Source organism: Peptoniphilus sp. KCTC 25270 (assembly GCF_021012875.1).
Lineage (GTDB): Bacteria > Bacillota > Clostridia > Tissierellales > Peptoniphilaceae > JAJMZJ01.
On record NZ_JAJMZJ010000001.1, the window covers coordinates 277,999 to 301,300 of the forward strand.

General features: G+C 37.7%; 26 protein-coding genes, 1 tRNA gene and 1 other RNA gene. 20 read left to right on the forward strand and 8 right to left on the reverse strand.

Annotated elements, in window-relative coordinates:
* The first annotated feature begins 24 nt into the window (after positions 1-24).
* Positions 25-750 carry an amidohydrolase family protein gene (locus tag LQU94_RS01330; protein WP_230634503.1) on the forward strand — a complete coding sequence of 242 codons (726 nt, stop codon included), beginning with the start codon at positions 25-27 and terminating at the stop codon, positions 748-750.
* A 189-nt stretch (positions 751-939) separates the two neighbouring features.
* Positions 940-1,815: a DUF1002 domain-containing protein gene (locus LQU94_RS01335; protein WP_230634505.1), complete on the forward strand. Its 876-nt coding sequence runs from the start codon at positions 940-942 to the stop codon at positions 1,813-1,815.
* Between the two features lie 39 nt (positions 1,816-1,854).
* On the opposite strand, the gene LQU94_RS01340 is transcribed toward LQU94_RS01335, so the two are convergent.
* The gene (locus tag LQU94_RS01340) at positions 1,855-2,049 is read right to left on the reverse strand and encodes a DUF1858 domain-containing protein (RefSeq protein ID WP_230634507.1); all 195 of its coding nucleotides are present in this window, start codon (positions 2,047-2,049) and stop codon (positions 1,855-1,857) included.
* Between the two features lie 70 nt (positions 2,050-2,119).
* Positions 2,120-2,362, reverse strand: a complete 243-nt coding sequence (locus LQU94_RS01345; protein ID WP_230634509.1) for a glutathione S-transferase N-terminal domain-containing protein — start codon at positions 2,360-2,362, stop codon at positions 2,120-2,122.
* Between the two features lie 163 nt (positions 2,363-2,525).
* Here LQU94_RS01345 and LQU94_RS01350 point away from each other — a divergent pair, with 163 nt between their 5' ends.
* The 6 genes from LQU94_RS01350 to LQU94_RS01375 all read left to right on the forward strand — a co-directional run bounded on the left by LQU94_RS01350 (position 2,526) and on the right by LQU94_RS01375 (position 7,892).
* A complete protein-coding gene (locus LQU94_RS01350) occupies positions 2,526-3,044 on the forward strand; it encodes a zinc ribbon domain-containing protein (protein ID WP_230634511.1) in 519 nt (172 codons plus the stop codon).
* Positions 3,045-3,108: 64 nt separating this feature from the next.
* Complete coding sequence (gene msrB / locus LQU94_RS01355; protein ID WP_230634513.1) at positions 3,109-3,537, forward strand: peptide-methionine (R)-S-oxide reductase MsrB; 429 nt, start codon at positions 3,109-3,111, stop codon at positions 3,535-3,537.
* An 83-nt stretch (positions 3,538-3,620) separates the two neighbouring features.
* Positions 3,621-5,774 (forward strand): 5'-nucleotidase C-terminal domain-containing protein, encoded by a 2,154-nt coding sequence (locus tag LQU94_RS01360; protein ID WP_230634515.1) that lies wholly within the window; start codon positions 3,621-3,623, stop codon positions 5,772-5,774.
* A gap of 175 nt (positions 5,775-5,949) precedes the next feature.
* Positions 5,950-6,216 (forward strand): Veg family protein, encoded by a 267-nt coding sequence (locus LQU94_RS01365; protein WP_230634517.1) that lies wholly within the window; start codon positions 5,950-5,952, stop codon positions 6,214-6,216.
* Positions 6,217-6,310: 94 nt separating this feature from the next.
* The gene (ispE, locus tag LQU94_RS01370) at positions 6,311-7,150 is read left to right on the forward strand and encodes a 4-(cytidine 5'-diphospho)-2-C-methyl-D-erythritol kinase (RefSeq protein WP_230634519.1); all 840 of its coding nucleotides are present in this window, start codon (positions 6,311-6,313) and stop codon (positions 7,148-7,150) included.
* The gene (locus LQU94_RS01375; RefSeq protein WP_230634521.1) at positions 7,143-7,892 is read left to right on the forward strand and encodes a toxic anion resistance protein; all 750 of its coding nucleotides are present in this window, start codon (positions 7,143-7,145) and stop codon (positions 7,890-7,892) included. The genes ispE and LQU94_RS01375 overlap by 8 nt, the downstream gene beginning before the upstream one ends.
* 40 nt (positions 7,893-7,932) lie before the next feature.
* Here the strand turns inward: LQU94_RS01375 and ffs are convergent.
* The 6 genes from ffs to LQU94_RS01405 form a co-directional block, all read right to left on the reverse strand.
* Positions 7,933-8,194, reverse strand: an RNA gene (gene ffs, locus LQU94_RS01380) — signal recognition particle sRNA large type.
* A gap of 13 nt (positions 8,195-8,207) precedes the next feature.
* A tRNA-Ser gene (locus LQU94_RS01385) sits at positions 8,208-8,299 on the reverse strand.
* 65 nt (positions 8,300-8,364) lie between these two features.
* Complete coding sequence (locus tag LQU94_RS01390; protein ID WP_230634523.1) at positions 8,365-9,144, reverse strand: biotin--[acetyl-CoA-carboxylase] ligase; 780 nt, start codon at positions 9,142-9,144, stop codon at positions 8,365-8,367.
* Positions 9,144-9,611 (reverse strand): tRNA (cytidine(34)-2'-O)-methyltransferase, encoded by a 468-nt coding sequence (locus LQU94_RS01395; RefSeq protein ID WP_230634525.1) that lies wholly within the window; start codon positions 9,609-9,611, stop codon positions 9,144-9,146. The genes LQU94_RS01390 and LQU94_RS01395 overlap by 1 nt, the downstream gene beginning before the upstream one ends.
* Positions 9,612-9,613: 2 nt before the next feature.
* Positions 9,614-11,920 (reverse strand): ATP-dependent DNA helicase, encoded by a 2,307-nt coding sequence (locus LQU94_RS01400; RefSeq protein WP_230634527.1) that lies wholly within the window; start codon positions 11,918-11,920, stop codon positions 9,614-9,616.
* Between the two features lie 108 nt (positions 11,921-12,028).
* Positions 12,029-12,382 carry a desulfoferrodoxin family protein gene (locus LQU94_RS01405; protein WP_230634529.1) on the reverse strand — a complete coding sequence of 118 codons (354 nt, stop codon included), beginning with the start codon at positions 12,380-12,382 and terminating at the stop codon, positions 12,029-12,031.
* Positions 12,383-12,561: 179 nt separating this feature from the next.
* On the opposite strand from LQU94_RS01405, the gene LQU94_RS01410 reads away from it, so the two are divergent.
* From LQU94_RS01410 to LQU94_RS01465, 12 genes are all read left to right on the forward strand, one after another.
* Positions 12,562-13,707 (forward strand): class I SAM-dependent RNA methyltransferase, encoded by a 1,146-nt coding sequence (locus LQU94_RS01410; RefSeq protein ID WP_230634531.1) that lies wholly within the window; start codon positions 12,562-12,564, stop codon positions 13,705-13,707.
* Between the two features lie 9 nt (positions 13,708-13,716).
* Positions 13,717-14,271, forward strand: a complete 555-nt coding sequence (locus LQU94_RS01415) for a cob(I)yrinic acid a,c-diamide adenosyltransferase (protein WP_230634533.1) — start codon at positions 13,717-13,719, stop codon at positions 14,269-14,271.
* A 13-nt stretch (positions 14,272-14,284) separates the two neighbouring features.
* On the forward strand, positions 14,285-15,409 hold the full coding sequence (locus tag LQU94_RS01420) for a SpoIIE family protein phosphatase (RefSeq protein ID WP_230634535.1): 1,125 nt from the start codon (positions 14,285-14,287) through the stop codon (positions 15,407-15,409).
* A 325-nt stretch (positions 15,410-15,734) separates the two neighbouring features.
* On the forward strand, positions 15,735-16,880 hold the full coding sequence (locus LQU94_RS01425; protein ID WP_230634537.1) for an acyl-CoA dehydrogenase: 1,146 nt from the start codon (positions 15,735-15,737) through the stop codon (positions 16,878-16,880).
* Positions 16,881-16,897: 17 nt separating this feature from the next.
* Complete coding sequence (locus LQU94_RS01430) at positions 16,898-17,692, forward strand: electron transfer flavoprotein subunit beta/FixA family protein (RefSeq protein ID WP_230634539.1); 795 nt, start codon at positions 16,898-16,900, stop codon at positions 17,690-17,692.
* A 28-nt stretch (positions 17,693-17,720) separates the two neighbouring features.
* On the forward strand, positions 17,721-18,731 hold the full coding sequence (locus tag LQU94_RS01435; protein WP_230634541.1) for an electron transfer flavoprotein subunit alpha/FixB family protein: 1,011 nt from the start codon (positions 17,721-17,723) through the stop codon (positions 18,729-18,731).
* Between the two features lie 194 nt (positions 18,732-18,925).
* Positions 18,926-19,438, forward strand: a complete 513-nt coding sequence (locus LQU94_RS01440; protein WP_230634543.1) for a CarD family transcriptional regulator — start codon at positions 18,926-18,928, stop codon at positions 19,436-19,438.
* Between the two features lie 83 nt (positions 19,439-19,521).
* Positions 19,522-20,550, forward strand: coding sequence for a PIN/TRAM domain-containing protein (locus LQU94_RS01445; RefSeq protein ID WP_230634545.1), 1,029 nt, complete (start codon positions 19,522-19,524; stop codon positions 20,548-20,550).
* Positions 20,543-21,106, forward strand: coding sequence for a GNAT family N-acetyltransferase (locus LQU94_RS01450; RefSeq protein WP_230634547.1), 564 nt, complete (start codon positions 20,543-20,545; stop codon positions 21,104-21,106). The genes LQU94_RS01445 and LQU94_RS01450 overlap by 8 nt, the downstream gene beginning before the upstream one ends.
* Positions 21,107-21,140: 34 nt before the next feature.
* On the forward strand, positions 21,141-22,313 hold the full coding sequence (locus tag LQU94_RS01455; RefSeq protein ID WP_230634549.1) for an NAD(P)H-hydrate dehydratase: 1,173 nt from the start codon (positions 21,141-21,143) through the stop codon (positions 22,311-22,313).
* A 78-nt stretch (positions 22,314-22,391) separates the two neighbouring features.
* Entirely contained in the window at positions 22,392-22,742 is a 351-nt protein-coding gene (locus LQU94_RS01460) for a type II toxin-antitoxin system PemK/MazF family toxin (protein WP_230634551.1), read from the forward strand.
* A 92-nt stretch (positions 22,743-22,834) separates the two neighbouring features.
* Positions 22,835-23,299: a hypothetical protein gene (locus LQU94_RS01465; protein ID WP_230634553.1), complete on the forward strand. Its 465-nt coding sequence runs from the start codon at positions 22,835-22,837 to the stop codon at positions 23,297-23,299.
* Positions 23,300-23,302 lie beyond the last annotated feature (3 nt).

Sequence of the window (23,302 nt, forward strand, 5' to 3'; positions counted from 1 at the left end):
TATATTCAAAAAAGGAGAGGAAATATGAAAAAGATTGACGCCCATTCCCATTTGGGAAATTTTGGTAGTTGGGCTGGGGTTTCTTTTACAAAGGATGTTTTGATTCAACAAATGGAAGAATATGAAATTGAAAAGACTTTTTTGACAGGGGCTTCTTTTCAAGATAATGATACGGTAGTGGATGCTTTTCAATCCTATCCAGACAAAATTGTGCCTTTTGTGTGGATGAATCCAGTCCATGACAATATAGAGGAAAAATGGGAACGCTATATTCACAAGGAAGGGTTTATGGGGATAAAGATGCAACCCTTGTTTGATGCGTTTGTAGCGGATGATCCTATGGTGTATCCGATTATGGATTTTGCTAAGGAAAACAATATTCCTGTATTTATCCACTGTGGTCATCCTCCTTTTTCTCTTCCCTGGAGCATTGCTTTATTAGCAGAGAAATATCCGGAGGTAAAGGTGGGAATGATTCATATGGGTCATGGTCATGGAGTTTATATTGATGCTTCTATACAAATGGCAAAACGCTTTGACAATTTGTATTTGGAAATGAGCGGTATGCCTATGGGGAACAAAATCAAAGAGGCCTATGAAACAGTAGGAAAAGATCGTATTTTGTTTGGAATTGATTCGCCTTTCCATCATCCAACGGTAGAAATTCAAAAGGTTTTAACCTGTGGTTTGGAAGAGAAGGCTTTGGAAGATATTTTCTATAACAATGCGGCAAAATTAATAGGAATTTAAGGGAGTTTCCTTTCGATGTTCTTCCTCTAAGAATATATTTTATAAAAAAACGGTCTTTGTGAAGAATCTATGAGAAATGCTAAGAAGTTTCTAATATATTTTCAATAGTGGGTATAGTATAAAAGATGAATTATTCTCCTGTGGTATAATGATTTGCGAAGATAGGAGAAACTTTGAGGAGGAATAAAGATGAAAAGATGGATAAAATCGACAGCTTTGTCGGCAGTATTGATATTAGGAATGACCACGGCAGTTTTTGCAGATGCGGCGGAAGGGGATGTAATTTTATCCCTAGGGCAAAATCTTACGGCAGAACAACGGGCCGATTTGCTGAAAAAATTTGATGCGACAGAAGAGGATCAAATTGTAGAGGTAACCAACGCAGAAGAGTATGAATATTTGGGAGATTATGTTCCTGCTAGTAAAATTGGTAGCAAAGCCATCTCCAGTGCAAAAATTGTCTATGGAGCCCCTGGAGATGGAATCGATGTAGAGATTTCAGATAAAATTGGATACATTACAGAAGATATGTACAAGCAAGCCTTGGAAACAGCAGGGGTAGAAGATGCGAAGATCTATGTAGATGCTCCGGTAAATGTATCAGGTACAGCGGCTCTTACAGGGGTTATGAAAGCCTATGAGGTTTCTACAGGGGAAGTATTGGATAAAGATGTGAAAAAGGCAGCCAATGAAGAATTGGTAGTAACCTCTTCCTTAGGAGAACAAATCGGGAATGAAAAGGCCGAAAATTTAATTAACGATATTAAAGTGGCGATTTCAGAAAAAGCTCCAAAGTCAAAGGAAGAAGTTCGTGATATTATCGTAAATATTACCAACGAGTACAACATTCAATTAAGCGATTCTCAAATGAATCAGTTGACTTCCTTTTTTGATCGTCTAAGAAATTTAGATATCAATTGGAGTGAATTGGGGAATAAGGCAAAAGATGCCGCCAATCAAGCAAAAGATTATTTGGGAAGTGAAGAAGGTCAAGGCTTACTTATGAATATAAAAGAAGCGATCTCTTCTTTTATTGACTGGATTGCTAGTTTATTTAGAAATTAAATAAAAAAGTCCCTCACCATATGGTGAGGGACTTTTTTCTTATTTTGTTTCGATTTTGTTAAGTTCAGCCATTAATTCATCCACGCTAAATCCGTGAACAGCGGCTGCTTCTTCTAATGATTCCATTTGGCTTGAAGGGCATCCAACACATCCCATACCAAAGCTCATAAGCGTACGAATGGCTTCAGGGTATTGACGTACCAAATCACCAATTAACATATCTTTAGTAATCATTTATATCCTCCTTATTTAATACAAATTCATTCCTATGCTATTATATTTGATTTCCTTGTAAGAAACAAGCTTATACCAAATTCTTTTCTATATAATTGATGATGTCATTGGATTCATACATCCACTCTTCATCGATTTTCAAGCAAGGAACTTGTTTCTTTCCTCCACCAGCAATAAGAGCTTCCTTGGCTTCTTCGGATTTATCAATATATTCTACCGGAATTTTGTCTCCCAATCCTTTTTCTTCAATAAATGCTTCTACTTTTTTACAGTAAGGACAATAGGTTGCGGCGTACAATGTATATTTGCTCATAATTTCCTCCTAAAATAGTAATTTTTCAAATTCCTTTGTTATTTTTCATATACCCCAACAAGGGTGAAAAACAATCAAGATTTATCCATTGAATTTCTAACATATGTCTAACTTTCTAAAAGAGAGAGGGAATCTGTGATATATTTACAGTAGAGGTGATGGAATGGATCTATTTACAAATATTGGAAAAGGAATAGAAGAATTAACAAAACAGGCCAAAGATGTAGGAAAACGTGTAAATCATGGTGCAAAAGAAGCTTCAAAACAGACAAAAATCAAATTACAGATTAAAGAGTTAGAAATGGAATTGGCTCAAAGATATACAGAGTTAGGGAAAGCATATTATTTAGAAATGCGATCTCAATCTCATAAAACGGAAACTTCTTCAGCGGAGATTTTGTTGCAATTGGATCAATTGCACAGTGATTACGAAGCCTTGGAAAATTTATTGCGATTTCGAGAACTTGAGGCAGGAGATATGGGAGAAAAACGATGCAAAAATTGTCACCAACTACTGTCAGAGGAGGCAAAATTTTGTAGCGCCTGTGGAACTCCTGTGGACGAGGAAGAAGAGATGACAATTATTGAAATGGAAGAAACGAAAATCCCTTGCCCTCATTGTGGATTTTTACTTCCTTCTGATGCATCCTATTGCACATGTTGTGGATCAAAAATTCGCTAAAGATGAAATTTTTGTGTGCTTTTTTCCTCCAAGGGGAATCTATAGAATAAGAGAGGAGGTATAAATGAAGAAGACCAAAGAAGAGTTACGTGAACTTTTGGATGAAACGACGTACCAAATTACCCAGATGAACGGCACAGAGAGGCCCTTTTCTCATGAGTATGATCAAGAATTTGGGGAAGGCGTGTATTTAGATGTCATTTCTGGGGAGGTCCTTTTTTCTTCCAAAGATAAGTTTAACGCAGGATGTGGTTGGCCAAGTTTTTCAAAACCAGTAGAAGGAAGCTCCATTAAGGAACTCCAAGACAACCGATTTGGGATGAGAAGAACCGAAGTGCGAACAGAATCGACTCATTTAGGCCATGTATTCTCAGATGGACCCAGAGAATTGGGGGGATTACGCTATTGTATCAATGGCCACAGCCTTCGATTTGTTCCAAAAGAAAAGATGGAAGAGAAAGGTTTGGGAGCTTATTTATCTCTGCTTGATTAATGTGTCACAATATTGACTTAAAGAAATCCAAAATATGTATTATAATAAAAAGGTAGTAAATAATATTAAATAGGAGGGATAGAATGAAGAAAAGATTTACCGGTGCACTATTGGCCGTAGCAATGTTATTTTCTATTGTTGCTGTTCCAGTAGATGCCATGGCAGCTTCTGTCGATACCAAAGAAATTACCATCGTTCATACGAATGATGCTCATGGTCGTGCAGAAGAAAATGCAGACAACAAAGAAATTGGTTATGCTAAGCTAAAAACGTATTTTGATAGCTTGTCAAATGCGATTTTAATTGACGCAGGGGATACCGTACATGGTACTACTTTTGCTACAATTAGTCGTGGAGAAAGCATGATTAATTTAATGAACGAAATGGGATTTGTTGCTTCAACTCCTGGTAACCATGACTTCAACTATGGTTATGAAAGATTAAAAGAGTTGGATAAAAAAGCAAACTTCCCTTATTTAGCAGCTAACGTAATTACAACATCTGGTGCCAATGAATTGGCGAAAAATGTTGTAGTGGACGTAAATGGCGTTAAAGTAGGTATTTTTGGTTTAGCAACAGACGAAACCAAAACAAAATCGAACCCATTGAACACAGAAGGCGTTTTGTTCTTGAACCCAATTGAAGTGGCTCGTGAACAAGTAAAAGAATTAAAAGCACAAGGAGCAGAAGTTATCGTTGCAAATTCTCATCTAGGATTGGATGAAAGTAGCGTTTATAAATCTTCTGACGTGGCAGAAGCAGTGGAAGGAATCGATGTAATCATCGATGGACATTCTCATACTTCTTTGCCAAGTGGAAAAATGGTAAAAGATACTTTGATTGTTCAAACTGGTGGACAAATGACAGAAGTCGGCGAAGTAAAACTTCAAGTAAAAGATGGTGAAGTAGTTACAAAATCTGGTAAAGTTTTAGATTACAATTTCTTCAACAACATTACTCCAAATGAAAAAATCCTTGCTATGATTTCTGCGATTCAAGAATCAAACAAACCATATTTGGAAAAAGTGGTAGGATCAACAGCAGTGGAATTGGACGGAGTACGTGAGCACGTTCGTGCAGGAGAAACCAACTTAGGTAACTTGTTGACAGATGCAATGTTAGATGTTTCTGGCGCAGATGTTGCTATTACAAATGGTGGTGGAATTCGTGCTTCTATTGATAAGGGTGATATTACAATGGGCGAAATCTTAACTTCTTTCCCATTTACAAACTACCCAGTAAAATTAGAAGTAACAGGCCAAATCATTAAAGATGCTTTAGAATTTGGTGTAAACGAAGCTCCTGAAGTTGTAGGAAAATTCCCACATGTTGCAGGAATGACTTTCAAATACGATGAAAAACAACCAGCAGGTAGTCGCGTATTTGATGTTATGGTAAAAGGACAAGCTTTGGATTTGAACAAAACGTATACACTGGTAACCAATGACTTTATGGCAATTGGTGGCGACGGATACGAAATGTTCAAAGCAGCGAAAAAATTGTCTGAATACCCATTGTTATCTGAAGTATTAGCAAACTATATTGAAAAAGCAAAAATCGTTTCTCCAAAAGTAGAAGATCGTGTTGTAGCGGCTTCTAAAACAGGGGAAACAGATCCTAAGTTCACAGATATTAAAGGTCACTGGGCTGAATCTGTAATTCTTGATGTAGTAGAAAAAGGCTACTTCAAAGGTATGACAGAAACAACTTTCGAACCAAACACAAAAATTAGCCGCGGTATGTTGGTAACAACATTGGCTCGTTTGGAAGGAGAAGACAAAGCACAAGCGGATGCGAAAAAGGATGCCTTCAAAGATGTACCAGCAAACGAATGGTATTCTAACGCCGTAGATTGGGCTGTAAAACATGAATTGATTAAAGGTTATGATGACGGAAGCTTCAAACCAAATCAAGAAGTAACAAGAGAAGAAATGGCTACAATCTTAGGTCGCTTTATCTCTTACAAAAAATATGCAATTCCAGCAATTCAACCAGAAGATTTCGCGGATCAAAAAGATATTAGCGAATGGGCTGCAGGATATATAACAGCGGTTCGTGTAATTGGAATCATGGAAGGTCGCGACGACAATACATTTGATCCAAAAGGTCACGCAACTCGTGCTGAATTGGCCAAAGTAATTTTTGAATTGGCTGAGATTGAGGACAAAGTTCCTGCTCCAGAGGAAAAAGTAGAAACAACAAAACCAGCAGAACAACCAGTTGAAAAAGCTGCTTAAAGAAACAAAAAAGGGAAGAGGAAACTCTTCTCTTTTTTTATAAAAAATAAAAAGATACCCTTGACCGAAGAAGAAAATTAGTGTAAAATGTTTAATTTCATTTGACAAATTGGTGGATATCTTATATAATATATACTAGTTGATTTATCGGTATGATATTAGAAGGGTGGGCCTTATGACGCAGATGGAAATGATTAAAAATGAATTATCCGAGCACGTAGGAAAACGTGTCATTGTGAAGGCAAATCGAGGAAGAAAGAAAATTATAACTCGCAAAGGGGTTTTGGAATCCATTTATCCTTCTTTGTTTGTTGTGAATATTGTAGATGGAGATTTGAATCATAGAAATGTTTCCTTTACCTATTCAGACATTTTAACCTCAACAGTCCAAGTGACAATCTTGGATGATGATGTTGAAATGCCCAATATGAAAATATCGTAATCAAACTCTAGTCTAGGCTAGAGTTTTTTTATTGCCAAAATAGAAATTATGACGGAGGGAGGGTTTTCTGTTATAATTTCCATAGGAGGGCGCTATGGAATTAAAAGCTTATGGAAAAATAAATTTGGGTTTGAAAATTTTAGGAAAACGAGAAGATGGTTATCATAAGGTAGAAACTCTCTTGTTGCCGATTCAGTTGGCAGATAATTTATCTTTTGAACCCAATCCTGTATTTGAAATACAGGGGCCTAATTTTGGCTCAGACGATTTCATGTATAAGTCGATTCGCGCCCTTGAAAAAAAGGTAGGAAGCCCTTTGGGAGGAAAGATTGCCATTCAAAAAAAGATTCCCGTAGGGGCAGGATTGGCTGGTGGAACTGCCGATGGAGCGGCGAGTATAAAGGGGTTCAATGAACTTCATAATTTGAATTATACGATAGAAGAATTAACGGAAATGGTCGCTTCTTTAGGGGCAGATTTTACCTATTGTATGTACAATCACAGTGCTTTTGGAACGGGGATTGGAGAAAACTTGGAATTTCTTTATGGGATTCCATCGATTCCTTGTATCCTATTGAATCCGGGGTTTTCTGTTTCTACAAAAGAGGCTTATTCTTGGATCTGCGAATATTCTGATGGATTGGATCGAGAGAAAATTGTGGAAGCTTTGAGAAATATGGATGGGAAGCAATTGCAAGATTTTGCAGAAAATGATTTGGAATTCGGAGTCGCAAAAAGGTTTCCAGAAATTGATGCAATGAAGAGAAATCTTTATGATTCCGGGGCAGAGTTTGCATCCATGACAGGATCGGGGCCAACGGTATTTGGATTGTATTCATCCATAGAGGCTAGAGAAAAAGCTTTTGAAGAGTTAAAGGATAAATGGGCGATTGCAATACAAACGTCCATATGGGAAGGAGATTGGAATGAATAGATTGGGAATTTTAATTTCGGATCGTTCGGGATTTTATATACTAAAAAAAATTCGTTCAAAATTTCCTACCATGGAAATAGACGGCATTTATGATCCTTTGGATTATTTTCAATTGCGAGACAAAAAGGGCTTAGAAGTATATTATAAAAAAAATAAGGAACGCTTTGAAAAATTAAATGTCTCAGACTTTTTTTGGGCCAAAGAAGGAACGGACCTTGGATGGAATTGGGAATCTTATTTTCAAGAAACAATCAGAGAAAACCCAGAGGCGGTGGCCTTTCACACAGGTTTTGAAAAAAGAGAAGGCTTAGAGGCACCTTTGCTCTATTACAATGCAATGGATGGGCTGATTCACAGGCCCTTTGTTGGACATATTGTAAAAGAATATTTAGAAAAATGGCCAGGGAATGAGAAAAAACTCATCTTAGGTGGAATGGGTTTTTCAGAGATAGAGCCTTTTTTGGCGCCATGGAGGGAAGAAAAAGGGATACAAATTATAGACCCTGTGGATTTTCTATTGAGGGATTTAGGAAATAAAAAAATTTCAAAAGGAGAGAATCCTTTGCGTTTGTTTTGGTTAGAACGAGATTTTTCCTTAGAAAAAGAAGCTTCTGAAATATTAGAAAAGAAAGTATTGTTTAAGATGTACCATTCTCATCCTTGGATGCGAGGGGAGAAAAGAAAGAAAGAAACGCCTCTTCGGGATCGTTGGAAAGAAATACGAAGAAAAAATAGGCATTAAAAAAGCTCTTTGGATATCCAAAGAGCTTTTTTATATGTAGCCATGCACCGGCTTTGCATATATCTCACATGCGTTACCCGAAGAGTTAACTCAAATCAGGCGAATCTACGGCACATGGAAGTACCTGCTTAGTGCTGCTTCCGTCAAGACCTGACACGATTCACAAGCTTCCATTGCGTAGGACCCAATTCTCAACGCCACTTTTCCGAGGCAGACCACACAAAATATATTCGGGGCCGGCGATCAATCTTGCTGTAGCGGATTGCAAGTACAGGGTGCCGCTAACTCCCCATCTAGCATGGCAAATTTTTCTACTGGCGGAGAGAGGGGGATTCGAACCCCCGATACGCTATTAACGTATACCCGCTTTCCAGGCGAGCGCCTTAAACCAACTCAACCATCTCTCCAATTGGCTACAGTATATTATTATAAGGCAAAAAAATAAGAATGTCAATGAATTGTTAAGGATAAATTATTCCCATAAAATGGTAGCTTGTCCACTAGATAGGGTGTAAATGTTTCCGTTGGATTCAACAAGCAAATGGCCCTTAGAGTCAATTTCTTTGGCAAAACCAATATAGGATTGATTGTGAATGGAAAATTGGACTTTTTTTCCTAGAATCACATTGTTCTTCCGATAAACAGAGAGGATTTCTTCGGAATCTAGGGAAAGGCAGTGGAAAATTTCTGGTAAAATCTTTCCCAATGCGACATTTCGATCCACTTGTGGATGCAAAAAACCGAAAGTGGGATTTAATTCAGGGGGAATGGGCTCTTTCGGTTGAGAAAAGTTAATTCCCATTCCCATAACAAACCCTTTTATTCCGGATTTGTCTTGAACCATTTCCGTTAAGATTCCGGCTACTTTTTTTGAGTCCACATATAAATCATTCACCCATTTGATTTGGATGGGATCAGAAACGAATGTCTCTAGAGCTCTTTGAAGAGCAACGGCTCCACGAATGGTTAATAAATCTCCCAGACAATTCCTAAAGGCATAGGGTAAAAAAAGGGAAAAATAAAGTCCAGAGTTTTTAGGGGAAAAGAAGCTTCTGCCATGGGTTCCCTTCCCAGAAGATTGGTGATCACAAACCCAAAGAATGGGGAAGGTGGGCGATTCTTTTTCTACTAGAGACTTTAAGGCGGTATTTGTAGAATCAATGCTTTCCGTATAGAAAATTTCCATAGAAGAGAACTCAGAAGGCAAATGTTCTCGAATCTTTGAGATAGAAAGAAGAGCGAGAATATCCATTAGTCTAATCCTGGAAAATCCAATTGACGCAAAGCTTCAAATAGAATAATATTGGCAGAGTTCGCAAGATTTAGACTGCGACCAAAGTCTTTTAACATAGGAATGCGAATGGAGGTTTCTTCATTTGCGTGAATCAATTCTTCAGGAAGTCCCTTGGTTTCTTTCCCAAAGACAATGAAGTCGCCATCTTTGTATTGGCAGTCGGTGTATTTTCTCTTGGTTTTTGTGGTGGCAAAATAAAAGGTAGCCTCAGGATTTTTCTCTTGTACTTCTTCAAAGGAGTCGTAATAGGTAATATCAACCAAATGCCAATAATCCAAGCCGCCTCGCTTTAGGTATTTATCATCGGTAGAAAAACCGAGAGGACGGACCAAATGGAGCTTGGTATGGGTCAAACCACAGGTACGAGCAATAGCTCCTGTATTAAATGGGATTTCAGGTTCTACAAAACAAATATTCAAACTCATAATTACCTCCAAAAATTGTCTATATTTTCTTTCATTTCTTCTATATTTCCAATGGGCTCTATCTTCCAGTGATGGGGCAAAAGAGAAAAAATATCTCTTCGGGCAAAGCGTTGGTCGATTAAAAGGAGTTGTCCTTTATCTTTTTCGGAACGGATAACGCGGCCGCCACTTTGAGCCACCTTTATTATACCAGGGATTGTATAGGCGATGTCATAGCCAGGCAATCCTTTTTCGTTGAAATTTTCTTTGATTAAATCTCTTTCTACACTTAACCCTGGCAAACCGATGGTAAGGACGACAACACCGATTAAGGAATCTCCCACTAAGTCGATTCCCTCAGAAAACATTCCTCCTAAAACGGCATAGCCGTGGACCGGTTCCTCCCCATAAAAAGCAGAGAGAAATTCCTTTTGCTCTTTTTCATCCATATGGGGTGTCTGTTTTTTTCCATAGGAATCCCAAGATTGGTTTTCTTCAAAGACGGAATCCAAATAGGCATAAGAAGGAAAGAAAAATAAATAGTTTCCTTTTTTTGCCTCAGTAAACTCTTTCATAAATTGGCTAACGTCCTTTAGAGAAGATTCTCGATACTGGTAGGTAGTAGGTATGGATGGGGGATGAAGAATTTTGAAATTTTCCTTAGGGAAAGGGGATTCCAATTCCAAAACGGGTGCCTTTTCTTTACCTCCCAACATATATTTATGGTAAGAGAAAGGTTGAAGAGTCGCAGAGAAAAACACAATTCCTCCAAAACGTTCATTGATTTGTTCCAGGGGAAATCTTGGATCTAGACACAGTAGGGAAAGGCGTTCCAATTCTTTTTCAGAATAGAGAACAAAGGAATCTTCTTGATAGTACAAAAGCAGCGTTTCCCAACGCAAAATAGAAAAATATAGATTCAGCAAAGCGTCGGAAGGTTCTTCTTCAATATTGGAAAGAAAATCATTCATGGCAAATCGAGATTCTTCCAAAGCCTGTTCCAAAGGAAAGGGAAATTTTTTGTAGAGAGAAGAAAATCCGTAAATAAGGGAATCGACGGTTTCAAAAAGATGGGTAAGAGTTTGGTTCAACCGTTTTGAAAGGGAAGAAGAAGCCAAAGCTTCTAAGATGCTTTCTTTGGATAAGGATTCAGAAAACATAGAACGGCTACGATCCACTAAATTATGAGCTTCATCCATTAGTAATGTAGTTCCTTTCATACGCTTTTCATTTTCCATAAGGCGATTTAGAGAAGTTTGGGGATGATAAATATAATTGTAATCCCCAATGATCAAATCGCAATAATCGCTTAGATCCAATTGCAATTCAAAAGGACAGACCTTATGTTTTTCTGCAAACAAAGAAAGGGTTTCAAAATCAAAAATATCTTCTGATTCATACAATTCGATTAAGGCGTCAAAAACCCGATCAAAATGTCCTTTGGCATAGGGACAATCCTTTGGATTGCACCGAACTTCTCCATTGGCACAAATTTTTTCCTTGCTCGTTAAAACAACAGATTTTATTCGAAGCCCCTTTTCTTTTAATTGAGAATGCACATTTTTGGCCAAAGATTTTTGGGTAGAACGGGCCGTTCCATAAAAAATCAACTGAGTTAAATCCGATTCCATAGATTTTATAGCGGGAAACAGTGTGGCCATGGTTTTTCCAATGCCAGTAGGAGCTTGAACAAATAATGTTTCTTTTTGTTGAATCATATTATAGGTTGAAACCGCCAAATCCCTCTGACCTTTTCGAAAAGAAGGAAAAGGGAAAGACAAATTTTGTAGAGAAATTTGTTTCTTCTCTCGGAAATCATAGAGAAGTTTTTGGAAATTCCAGTATTTTTCCATAACAAAATCGACGAAATTCTCCAGCTCTTCCAAAGTATAGGTTTCTTTTAGCGAAAGAGTCTCCTCTGTTTCTAAATGAATGTATGTAAGTTGCAGGTCGATTTCTTTTTGCTTTTCGATATGGCAGAGCATCCATCCATAAAATTTTACTTGGGCCCAATGAAGTGGATTGGACTTCTCTTCCAAATCCTCCAAATGGTGTTGGGTAGATTTAATTTCATCAATAAGATAGCGATCTTCGTTATAGGAGATTCCATCGGCTCTTCCTTCAATGGTAAGCTCTCTCTCGTCTTTTTTATAATCCCAACGCAAAAAAACCTCTTTGGAAAAAGAGGAAGGATAGGATTTTTGGATTTTCTGATGGAGTCGAATTCCCTCTAAAGCTCTACGATTGGAGAGGAAACTCGCGTTAATATCTCCCGAACGAAGAACAAATTCAACAAGGTTTCGAACGGAAATTTTGTGTTTATGATCCATAAATTCACCTATTTCTTTACGTGATTATAAAATTTATTGTATCACTACAAGGAAGAAAAACCTATTTTTTCATAAAAAAAGGAGCCCGAAGGCTCCGAGTTCTTAAATTTATACTTCTACTGCATTTTCCCACAAACCGTGGATGTTGCAATAAGACAATGCAAATACTTTTCCGCCTTTTTCTGATTTAACGGTAGCAAAAACTTCAGGTTTAGAGAAAAGTTCGCCTTCACCGTGTGCTGAGAATACTTGAGAAGCAACTTCCACAGGAGCACTGAAATCTTCTGGTTGGAAGAACACTTTAATCCATCCAATATGATGTTCTAATGTATTAGGATGTTCAATTTCTTCTCCAACGATAGCGCGAATGTTAAATGCACCATCAACTTTTTCTACATGAAGTACTGGTACGTGTTTTTCGTTTTTCCAGTCACCACTTTTTACTGTTTCTGTTAATTTCATGATCTAAATCCCTCCAAATATAATAATGATTAAAAGTCACTTTGGCTTTCAATTAAACTATACCCAAAACTTTTTAATTCTATCGTCAATCATTCAAAAAGAAATAAATCCCACCAAAGTTCTAAGGATTTATTTCTTTTTTTTTCTCCTTTTAGTATAATTAAGATTAAGGAGGGAATATGATACGTTTAGAAGCCATCACAAATTTTGGAATGGAAGCGGTATTGAAACGAGAAGCCATTCAACTAGGAATGCAGAATGTTACCGTTCAAGATGGGCTGGTAACCATGTCTGGAGAGTATCCTGATATTGCTCGCTTAAATCTCTGGTTGCGAACGGCTGAAAGAGTGCATCTCATTCTCTCTACTTTTGAAGCAAAGAGTTTTGAGGAATTGTTTCAAGGAGTTTCGAAAATTCCATGGGACGAAATTATGCCGGCAACAGCAAACTTTATAACTGAAGCTAAAAGCCAAAAATCAAAACTTTTTAGTTTATCAGATATTCAGAGAATTTCGGAGAAAGCCATTGTAAATAAAATGTCCAAAGCTTATGGACAAACATGGTTTGAAAAAAATGGGGCCAGATTTCGAATCGGAATTCGAATTAAAAATGACATAGCAACGATTTATCTAGATACTTCTGGAGCGGGGCTTCATGATCGAGGATACCGTCAAAGATCTGTAAAGGCGCCTCTTACAGAGACGATAGCATCAGGTCTTGTGCAGTTAAGTTATTGGAACAGCGATCGTGTTTTAGCCGATCCTTTTTGTGGGTCGGGAACCATTGCCATTGAAGCGGCTATGATTGGGCGAAATATCGCTCCCGGTTTGAATCGAAAATTTGATTTTGAATATTGGCCCATGGAAAAAGAAATTGGAACGAAAGAAATTCGCCAAGAAGCCTATGGATTAATACTTTGGGACAAAGAATTGGAAATTATTGCCTCAGACATTGATCCAAAAGCCATTGAAAGTGCAAGACACAATATAGAACATCTTGGTTTAGAAGATGACATTCGTTTGTTTGTGAAAGATGTTGCCCAAATTGATTATGCCGATGAATATGGGGTATTGATTACGAACCCGCCTTATGGGATTCGTATTGAAGAGGAAAGCCAAGTGAAGCTCTTAAATCAGCAACTGGGCAAGCTGGCTCGAGATTTGCCTACGTGGTCTTACTATATCATTACTTCTCAAGAAAATTTTGAGAAAGAATTTGGTAAAAAGGCCAATCGCAAACGGAAACTCTATAATGGACGAATAAAAGTTGATTATTATCAATATTATGGTCCAAAACCACGATATACAAACAATAAGAAAAAATAGGAGGGGAATATGGAAATTTATACAAAAACAGGTGACAAAGGAACCACTTCCTTGTACGACGGAGTACGTGTAGGAAAAGACGACGCTCGTGTAGAAAGCTACGGTACTGTAGATGAGTTGGGAGCGGCCTTAGGCGTAGCTGTCAACTATATGGACGATGAAGTGATGATTGGAGAAATTCGCGGAATTCAAAACAAGTTATTTGTAGTTAACGAGAATTTAGCAACTGAAGACCAATCTTTTGTACGCCATCACATCATTGAAGAAGACATTGTTGTTTTAGAAAAAATGGTAGATAAATATATGGCCATTGCAGGAGAATTTGATGGATTTGTAATCAATGGAACCAGCAAAGCTGCCGCTCACTTGCATTTGGCAAGAACCATTTGCCGTAGAGCCGAAAGACGAATTGTAGCCTTTGATCGCATTGTAGAAGTGGATCCATTGGTGAAAAAATTCGTAAACCGTCTAGCTGACACAATTTATGCTTTTGCAAGAGCTTGTGAAGCAGAAAAAATTTCAGTAAATTTTGAAAGAGAGTTATTTATTAGAGAAGATAAATAAGCGGAGGAAGAAAGTGCAACGTTTGGGATTACTTGTCAATCATGAAAAGCTCAATACTCAAATTTTAGACGGTATTGCGGATATGATTCGCATTGTTAATAAAGACAATGAAGTAGTCTATTTTAACGATGCTATGGAAAAATTTTTCTCAGGAAATACCAATTTGATTGTATGTGAAATGGACCAAGAAGAGGGACAAGACAGTTTCTGTGATATGCGTATCACAGAAAGATGTCTTTCCACTGGAGAAGTAATCCAGAGAGAAGAATCGGTTGGAGAGGATTATTATTCCGTAAAAACCAACCCTATTTTTGGGGACAATGGGAGTATTATAGGTGCCATTGAAGTTTTTCGAAACAAAAGCACCGAAAAAAAATTACAAATTGAGCTAATTGAAAGAAACAAATCTTTAATGGAAGAAATGCAAGCGGCTCGAAATATTCAGCAAGCTCTGCTTCCAACAGAAAATTCCATTAAAGGAATTGATCTAAACTACTTATATCGACCAGCTAGCGCATTAAGTGGGGATGTATTTGATGTATATGAAATTGACGAAGATCATATAGCATTATACATAGCAGATGTAGTAGGTCATGGATTTTCCTCTTCCATGACGACCATGTTTATTTTTCAAACTCTACGAAATATGCAGAAAAAAATCTTAAAAAATCCTGCTTTAACAATGGAAGAACTTAACAAAAGATTTTTGCAACTAGGATTAAGCGTAGAAATTTATTTTACATTATTTTATGGAGTATTCAATCGAAAAACCAAGGAATTTACCTATACAAACGCAGGGCACAATTGCCCACCAATGGTAAAACAAGGAGAAGACATCACTCTTTTGGAAGCCTCAGGCTATCCAATCAATCGCTTATTCTCAGAACATAAATACGAGGCCGAAACGATACAACTAAAAGACAAATCGCAGATTTTGCTATACACTGACGGAATTGTAGAATACAAAAATATAGACCGAATCGAATTTGGGATTCAAAGGCTAAAAGAAATTTTTGAAACCTATACACAACATTTTTTTGAAGAGCTAGATTCTTCTTTACGGTCTTTTGTTTACGGAGAACCCATCGATGACATAACTTGTGCACTGATCCAATTGAACTGCGCAAAGCAAGTATAAAAAAATGTTTTCCCTTTAGAAAAAATAGAAATTTTGAAATACATCTAGGAAACTAGGTGTATTTTTTATAGGTAAAATCCTAAAAATAGACGGAAAAAACAGGGAAAAAGAGCAATATAAAATATACATTATTCAATAATCGAAAATTTAACAAAAAAGTGAAAAAATAAACAATTTACCCTTTACTTTATTTTTGAAAGCATTATAATAAAAGTTAGGAGAGCCATCGAAAGGATGTATTGCCTATTTTTAGGGGAAAGGATCCTTTCACAAGACAGTTTATTATTAATGCAAATCTTTATTTGAAGAATAAGGGGGATTTGAAATGGATTTTACAATGGACAAGGAACATCTACTCTTACGTCAATTGTATCGCGCATTTGCGGAAAATGAAGTAGAGCCAATTGCAGCTGAAATTGACCAAAGTCATGAAGTACCAATGGAAAACGTTAAGAAAATGGCGAAAGCTGGATTCTTTGGCGTTCCATTCCCAAAAGAGTACGGTGGACAAGGTGGAGACTACTTAGCTTATGCTATGTTAGTAGAAGAACTTTCAAAGAAATGTGCAAGTACGGGGGTAATTGTATCTGCGCATACTTCTTTGTGCTGTGCTCCAATTTTTGAAAATGGTACAGAAGAACAAAAACAAAAATACTTACCAGACCTATTAAGCGGTAAGAAAATTGGTGCTTTTGGTTTAACAGAACCAAATGCTGGTACAGATGCATCTGGCCAACAAACTGTAGCGGTAGCTGATGGCGATGATTATATTATCAATGGTACAAAAATTTTCATCACAAACGCAGGGTTTGCGGATGTATTTATTGTAATTGCAATTACAGATCGTACAGCAAAAGGTACAAAAGGTATTTCTGCCTTTATCGTAGAAAAAGGAACTCCTGGTTTCCGTGTGGGAGAACCAGAAAAGAAAATGGGTATCAACGCATCTTCCACTTGCGAATTAATCTTTGAAGATGTACGTGTTCCAAAGAGCGCAATGCTAGGCCGTGAAGGTAAAGGGTTTGCTATTGCTATGAAGACACTTGATGGTGGACGTATTGGTATCGCTGCACAAGCTTTGGGTATTGCTCAAGGTGCTATTGACGAAACCGTTCAATATACAAAAGAAAGAAAACAATTTGGACGCAGAATTTCTCAATTCCAAAACACTCAATTCCAACTAGCTGATATGCAAACTAGAACAGAAGCTGCTCGTCTATTGGTATACCAAGCAGCTGACCAAAAACAACAGGGACAACCTTATGGACATTTTGCTGCTATGGCTAAATTATTCGCCGCTGAAACTGCATCTGATGTAACACGTCGTGCTGTTCAATTGTTCGGTGGATATGGTTACACTGCAGACTATCCTGTTGAACGCATGATGAGAGATGCGAAGATTACCGAAATCTATGAAGGAACTTCTGAAGTAATGAGAATGGTTGTTTCTGGCTGGATGGGTGTTAAGTAATAGGAGGTTTATGTAAAATGAAAATAGTTGTTTGTGTAAAACAAGTTCCTGATACAACAGAAGTACGCTTGGATCCAAAAACCAACACGTTGATTCGTGATGGCGTTCCAAGTATTATCAATCCAGATGATAAAGCCGGTATTGAAGCAGCTTTACGTATTAAAGACGAAAATCCTGATTCAACGGTAACAATCCTTTCCATGGGACCACCACAAGCGGAAGAAGTTATCCGTGAAGCCATTGCTATGGGAGCTGATGATGGTGTTCTTGTTACTGACCGTGCTTTTGGTGGGGCCGATACATGGGCTACATCAACTACTATTGCTGGTGCGTTGAGAAACATTGATTTCGATCTAGTGATTGCTGGTCGTCAAGCGATTGATGGAGATACTGCACAAGTAGGTCCTCAAATTGCGGAGCATTTGGGGTTACCACAAGTATCTTATGCAGAGGATGTTAAAGTAGTAGACGAAAACACAATCCATGTTAGACGTCAATTTGAAGATCGCTATCACATTGTAGAAGTAAAAACTCCATGTGTTGTAACTACTTTGGCTGAATTGGCTGAACCACGTTACATGACAGTTGGTGGCGTTTATGATTCTTACAATGCTGAAATGAAAGTTTGGGGATTGGATGATATTAAAGAGAACTTAAACGTAGACCATATTGGACTTAAAGGTTCTCCAACTAAGGTTAAAAAATCCTATGCTAAAGAAGGCAAGGGCCAAGGTGTATTGTTGACTGATCTTTCTGCTGATGAAGCAGCAAGAGCAATCATCTCCAAGTTGGAAGAAAAGTTTATTATCTAAAGATTGCCAGACAAGGAGCGTGAAATAAATGAGTAAAAATGTTTTCGTCATTGCAGAGCAAAGAGACGGAGAATTACAAAAAGTTTCTGTTGAATTAATCGGTAAAGCAAATGATTTGGCGAAAGATCTTGGCCAAGAAGTCGTTGCCGTTGTTTTAGGTGAAAAAGTTGAAAAACTTGCAGAAACAATGATTCACCACGGTGCAAACAAAGTAATCGTAGTGGAAGATCCAATGTTAAAAGAATATGTTACAGAACCATATGCAAAAGCTGTATTTGAAATCATCAAAAAATACGATCCAGAAATCGTATTGTACGGTGCATCTTCAATCGGTCGTGATTTGGCTCCAAGATTGGCAGCTCGTATCCACACTGGTTTGACAGCGGACTGTACAGGTTTGGATATTGATCCAGAAACAAAGAACCTAATGATGACTCGTCCAGCATTTGGTGGTAACTTAATGGCTACTATCGTTTGTGAAAATCACAGACCACAAATGGCCACTGTACGTCCAGGCGTTATGACTCCATTAGAAAACAATACTTCATTAACTGGTGAAGTAATTGTTGAAGATATCAAATTCACAGAAGAAGATATGAACGTAAAAGTTATCGAAGTATCTAAGAGTGAAAAGAAAAAAATGGATATCACTGAAGCTAACGTATTGGTATCTGGTGGACGTGGTCTAGGTGGACCAGAAGGGTTCGAAAAACTTCAAGAACTTGCAGACTTAATGGAAGGAGAAGTATCTTCTTCTCGTGCAAATGTTGATGCAGGATGGATTGAAAAAGACCGTCAAGTAGGTCAAACTGGTAAAACTGTACGCCCAGGTGTATACTTCGCTATGGGTATTTCAGGAGCTATCCAACATTTGGCTGGTATGGAAGAATCTGATTTAATTATCGCTGTAAACAAAAATGAAAGCGCACCAATCTTTGACGTTGCTGATTTAGGTATCGTTGGAGACCTTAACAAAGTATTACCAAAATTAATTGAGGAATACAAAAAAGTGAAAGCGCAAAAAGAAGCGATTGACTAAATAAAAGAAAAGAGGCTGGATTTCCAGTCTCTTTTTTTATGGAAAGAAAAAACTCTATTTTTTCGAGAGAGTTTTTATTATATATATTGATTCTATAGAAAAGGTATGATAAAATAAATAATTTTTCCTATATCTTTGTTGTTTTGTGCTATAATGAAGTTAGTTCGTTATAGCTCTGTTTAAGGAGGTATGGTATGTTTCACGTGGGGGATCGAATCGTATATCCGATTCATGGCGCTGGAGTTATCAAGGATATTGAAACTCGAGAAATTTTAGGCGAAAAAAAAGAATATTACATTCTTAAAATGCCAATTAATGACATGGAAGTAATGGTGCCTGTTGGACATATGAATGATGTAGGGATTCGAGATATTATGACAAAAGAAGAAATGGACAAAGTGGTAGAAGTATTTAAGAATTTTAACCGTGCCCCGATGCCTGGAAATTGGAATCGTAGGTATAGACACCATCAAGAAGTGTTAAAAAGTGGAGAGTTGACGGAAATTGCAGAGGTTGTAAAGAATCTAGAATACTTAGATTTACAAAAATCTTTGTCTACTGGTGAGAGAAAAATGCTCAATACAGCTCGTCAAATCATCATTTCTGAGATGGTATTGGTTTATGATTCTACTTTTGCAGAAATCACAAAATGTGTAGATACAGCCATCCAAAACAGCGGTGTTTTAGAGAAGGAGGAAGAATCATAAGAACCCAAAAGTGGATTACGATTCTATTCCGGACAATCTTTACTTTTTTGGGATTGGCCATAGGATACGTAATTGTAAATTTCATGAAAAAGACAGACTTCTTTGCGGAATTTACAGGACACACGATAGGTTTAGTGGCTCAGATAGCTATTATTGTTTTATTCGGACTTATTTTTTTATTGCTATCTAGAGTATTAATAAAACTTATCTTCAACTTTGTAAATGTAGCAGAGAAGGAAATGCAAAATAGACCTGCCTCGGATTTAATTTGGGGTACGGTAGGGTTGGTAGCTGGAATTTTTATAGCCTACTTAATCTCCATACCGATTTATCGTCTAGATTTGCCTGTCATTGGTAGTTTATTGTCCCTTCTTGTCTACATGATTTTAGGATATTTAGGAATCCGAATCATGATGCGCAAGAGAGGAGAGATTACAACGGCTGTGAAAGAAATTAACCTTCCTGGTTTTTCCGGTGAAAAGAAGGCGTTGAAAAATAATATTCGAGCCGTGCCAAAAGTTCTGGACACATCGGTTATTATTGATGGCCGAGTGGTGGAAATCGAAAAAATAGGATTTCTAGAAGGTCCATTGCTAATTCCTATTTCTGTTTTGCATGAATTGCAACACATTGCCGATAGTAGCGATAGCTTAAAGAGAACGCGCGGAAGACGCGGGTTGGATTCTGTAAAGCGTATGCAGGAAGAAGGAAATAGCGAAATTGTGATTTCTGAAGAAACCTACGACGATATTCCAGAAGTGGATTCAAAGATTATGAAATTGGCTCAGGATGTAAATGGTGTAATTGTGACCAATGATTATAACTTAAATAAAGTGGCATCCGTTCAAGGGATACAGGTTCTAAACATTAATGAACTGTCCAATGCAGTAAAACCTGTGGTCATTCCAGGGGAATCCATGGCGATTACCATTGTAAAAGAAGGAAATCAAGCAAAACAAGGTTTGGCTTACTTAGATGATGGAACCATGGTTGTAGTAGAAAATGGATATGATTTGATTGGAGAAACTGTAGATTGTTTGGTAACTTCTGTGTTGCAAACGGCTGCGGGCAAAATGATTTTTGCCAAGCCAAAGGAGCAGGAGAATGATTAAAAAGATTCAAGGGGAAAAAATTTTTTTGTCGCCCATTGAAAAAGAAGAAATTTCTTATTTTCACCAATTCATTAACGATATGGAAATGAGTGTTCTAACAGGGACGTTTTCCATGGTGATGAATCGGGAAAAGGAAGCGGAGTATTTTCAAGATCTAGAAGACACCGTTCAATTGGGAATCCATGAAATGGAAACGGGAAAAATTATTGGACTTGTGGAATTTATGAATATAAGCTCCATTGGTCGCTCAGCAGAAATTGGGATCTCTATTGGAGAGTCTGAAGAACGAAATCAAGGATTTGGAAGAGAAGCCTTGGAACTTATGCTGGAATTTGGATTCCGCACATTGAACTTTCATAGTATTTACTTGACGGTTGTGGATGGAAACGCTCGGGGAATGCATCTTTATGAAAGTATCGGATTTAAGGAAGCGGGGCGTCTAAGAGAGCATCGCTTTGTAAATGGAATATATCGTGACGTTCTTTATATGGATTTGTTACGAGAAGAATTTAAGGGTAGAGCGATTTCGGATGAAATCGAAAGAATAATCCAATAAGCGTCCTTCGGGACGCTTTTTTTAAGGAGATTATATGATTGGAATCGATATAGTAGAAATCAAAAGAGTTGAGAAGTTATGGAATCGATGGGGAGAAAAATTTGTAAGAAGGGTTTTTAGTGCAACAGAACAGAAAGAACTTACAGAAGAGGGTATAACCACTCAAAAATTAGCCGGGCGTTACGCTGCCAAAGAGGCCATAGTAAAATCTACGGAATTGGGAATGGGAAAAATGGGAATAAGAGAAATTGAAATTCTAAGGAGTTCCAAGGGTGGAGTTTATGGAATATGGAAAGGGAATCGATTTTTGGTTTCCATTAGCCATGAGAAAGACTATGCCGTAGCCATAGCGAAGAAAATAAACTTCCATAAGAAAGAAAACATTCCACAGGAAATGTTAGAAATATTCCCTTATCCCAAAGAGGACGATCACAAAGGCTCTCGTGGAAAAATTGGAATGGTTTCAGGTAGGGAAGGAATGATTGGCGCGGCTATTTTATCCGCTCAAAGTGCCATGCGAACAGGGGCTGGCTATTGTTTTGTTTTTTGTACAGAGGAAATTTCCCGTGAACTATCTTTGCGGTTAACAGAGCCTATTTTACAGCCATTTCAAGGGATAGAACAGGAAAAAAACGAATTAAGTAAAATGGATTCCATTGGAATTGGCCCAGGATTGGGGACGGATTCTCTTGCAAAAGAGCGTCTTGAAAATGCCATGGATTGCGAGGTTCCTTTGGTAATCGATGCAGATGGATTGAATCTTTTGTCTAAGGATTTGCATCTTCTAAGAAAACGGAAAAATGCAACGATTTTAACGCCTCATGAAATGGAAATGAGCCGTTTATCGGGGATTCCTGTAGAGGAAATTCGTAAAAATCGTGAAAAAATAGCGAAGGATTTTGCGAAAAATCATCAGGTTGTATTGGTATTAAAAGGCTCCAAAACGTTGGTAACAGACGGGGAGAAAATCTATAAAAACAAAACCGGGAATCCTGGAATGGCTACTGCTGGGTCTGGGGATGTTTTGTTGGGTGTGATTTCTACCTTTTTAGGGCAGGGACTCACTCCTTTTGATGCAGCAAGGCTTGGCGTATATGTTCATGGCTTGGCAGGAGATCTGGCAAAGGAAGAATTTTCCATGAATGGAATGATTGCTTCTGACTTTGTAAATTTTTTACCAAAGACACTGAAATTGTTCTATCCATAAATTGACGTTACTGGGATGTAGGGTTTATAATAGAAGTATCTCTAAGTCGCAATCCAACTTAAAAATAGGATGTGGTATATGGTAATTAAAAGAGGCGATATTTTTTATGCAGATCTGAGTCCGGTTATAGGATCGGAGCAAGGTGGCGTTCGCCCTGTTGTAATTATTCAGAATGACGTAGGGAATAAATATTCTCCTACAACAGTGGTTGCAGCCATCACGTCTCAGCTGAATAAAACGAAGTTGCCGACTCACGTCCAAGTCAAGGCAACGGATAATGACTTACCTAAAAACTCTGTGATTCTTATGGAACAGGTTCGGACGATCGATAAAAAAAGATTAAGAGAAAAAATCGGTAGATTTAATGAGGATATTATGAAAGCTGTGGATCAAGCAGCAAAAATAAGTTTGGGTTTGCGTGACAAATAGAGTACATATTGAATAAGCGCGAAGATGTGTTCTTCGTGCTTATTTTTTGCTACTAGTGTATAATAAAATTATTGTATAGAAGGGGTGATGAAATGAATTGGAAGAAGAATATAGGGAAAAAGTTTATTGCTATTGGTGCGATAGGATTCTTTTTAGCATTCGGTTCGAAGCCTTTGCTAGCAAATGGGGATGATCCTTTGATTTCGCTAAGTTATTTTAACCAACAAATAGAGTTGTTAAAGCAAGAATTGCGAATTACTTCGCCGACAACGGGGTATGGCTCAGATTCTTTGGTCGTTGTCAATGCCAATGCTGGGTCAAGAATTGTTGGAGCGAGTGGAACGGAAATGATATTGCGAAGTGGAAGAGCCACAGCAATTGCTTCTGATTTAGGCGGTCTTTCTGATGTTACAGAAGGAAGAGATATTCCAGAAGGAGAAGAGGTAAAATCCAATCATCAGTTGATTTTACCAAGAAGCGATGGAAGGGGCTTAAAGGCCAAGACAGACGTTATTGTTATGGTTCGAGGAAGTTATTCCATTTTAGGAAATGAATAAAGG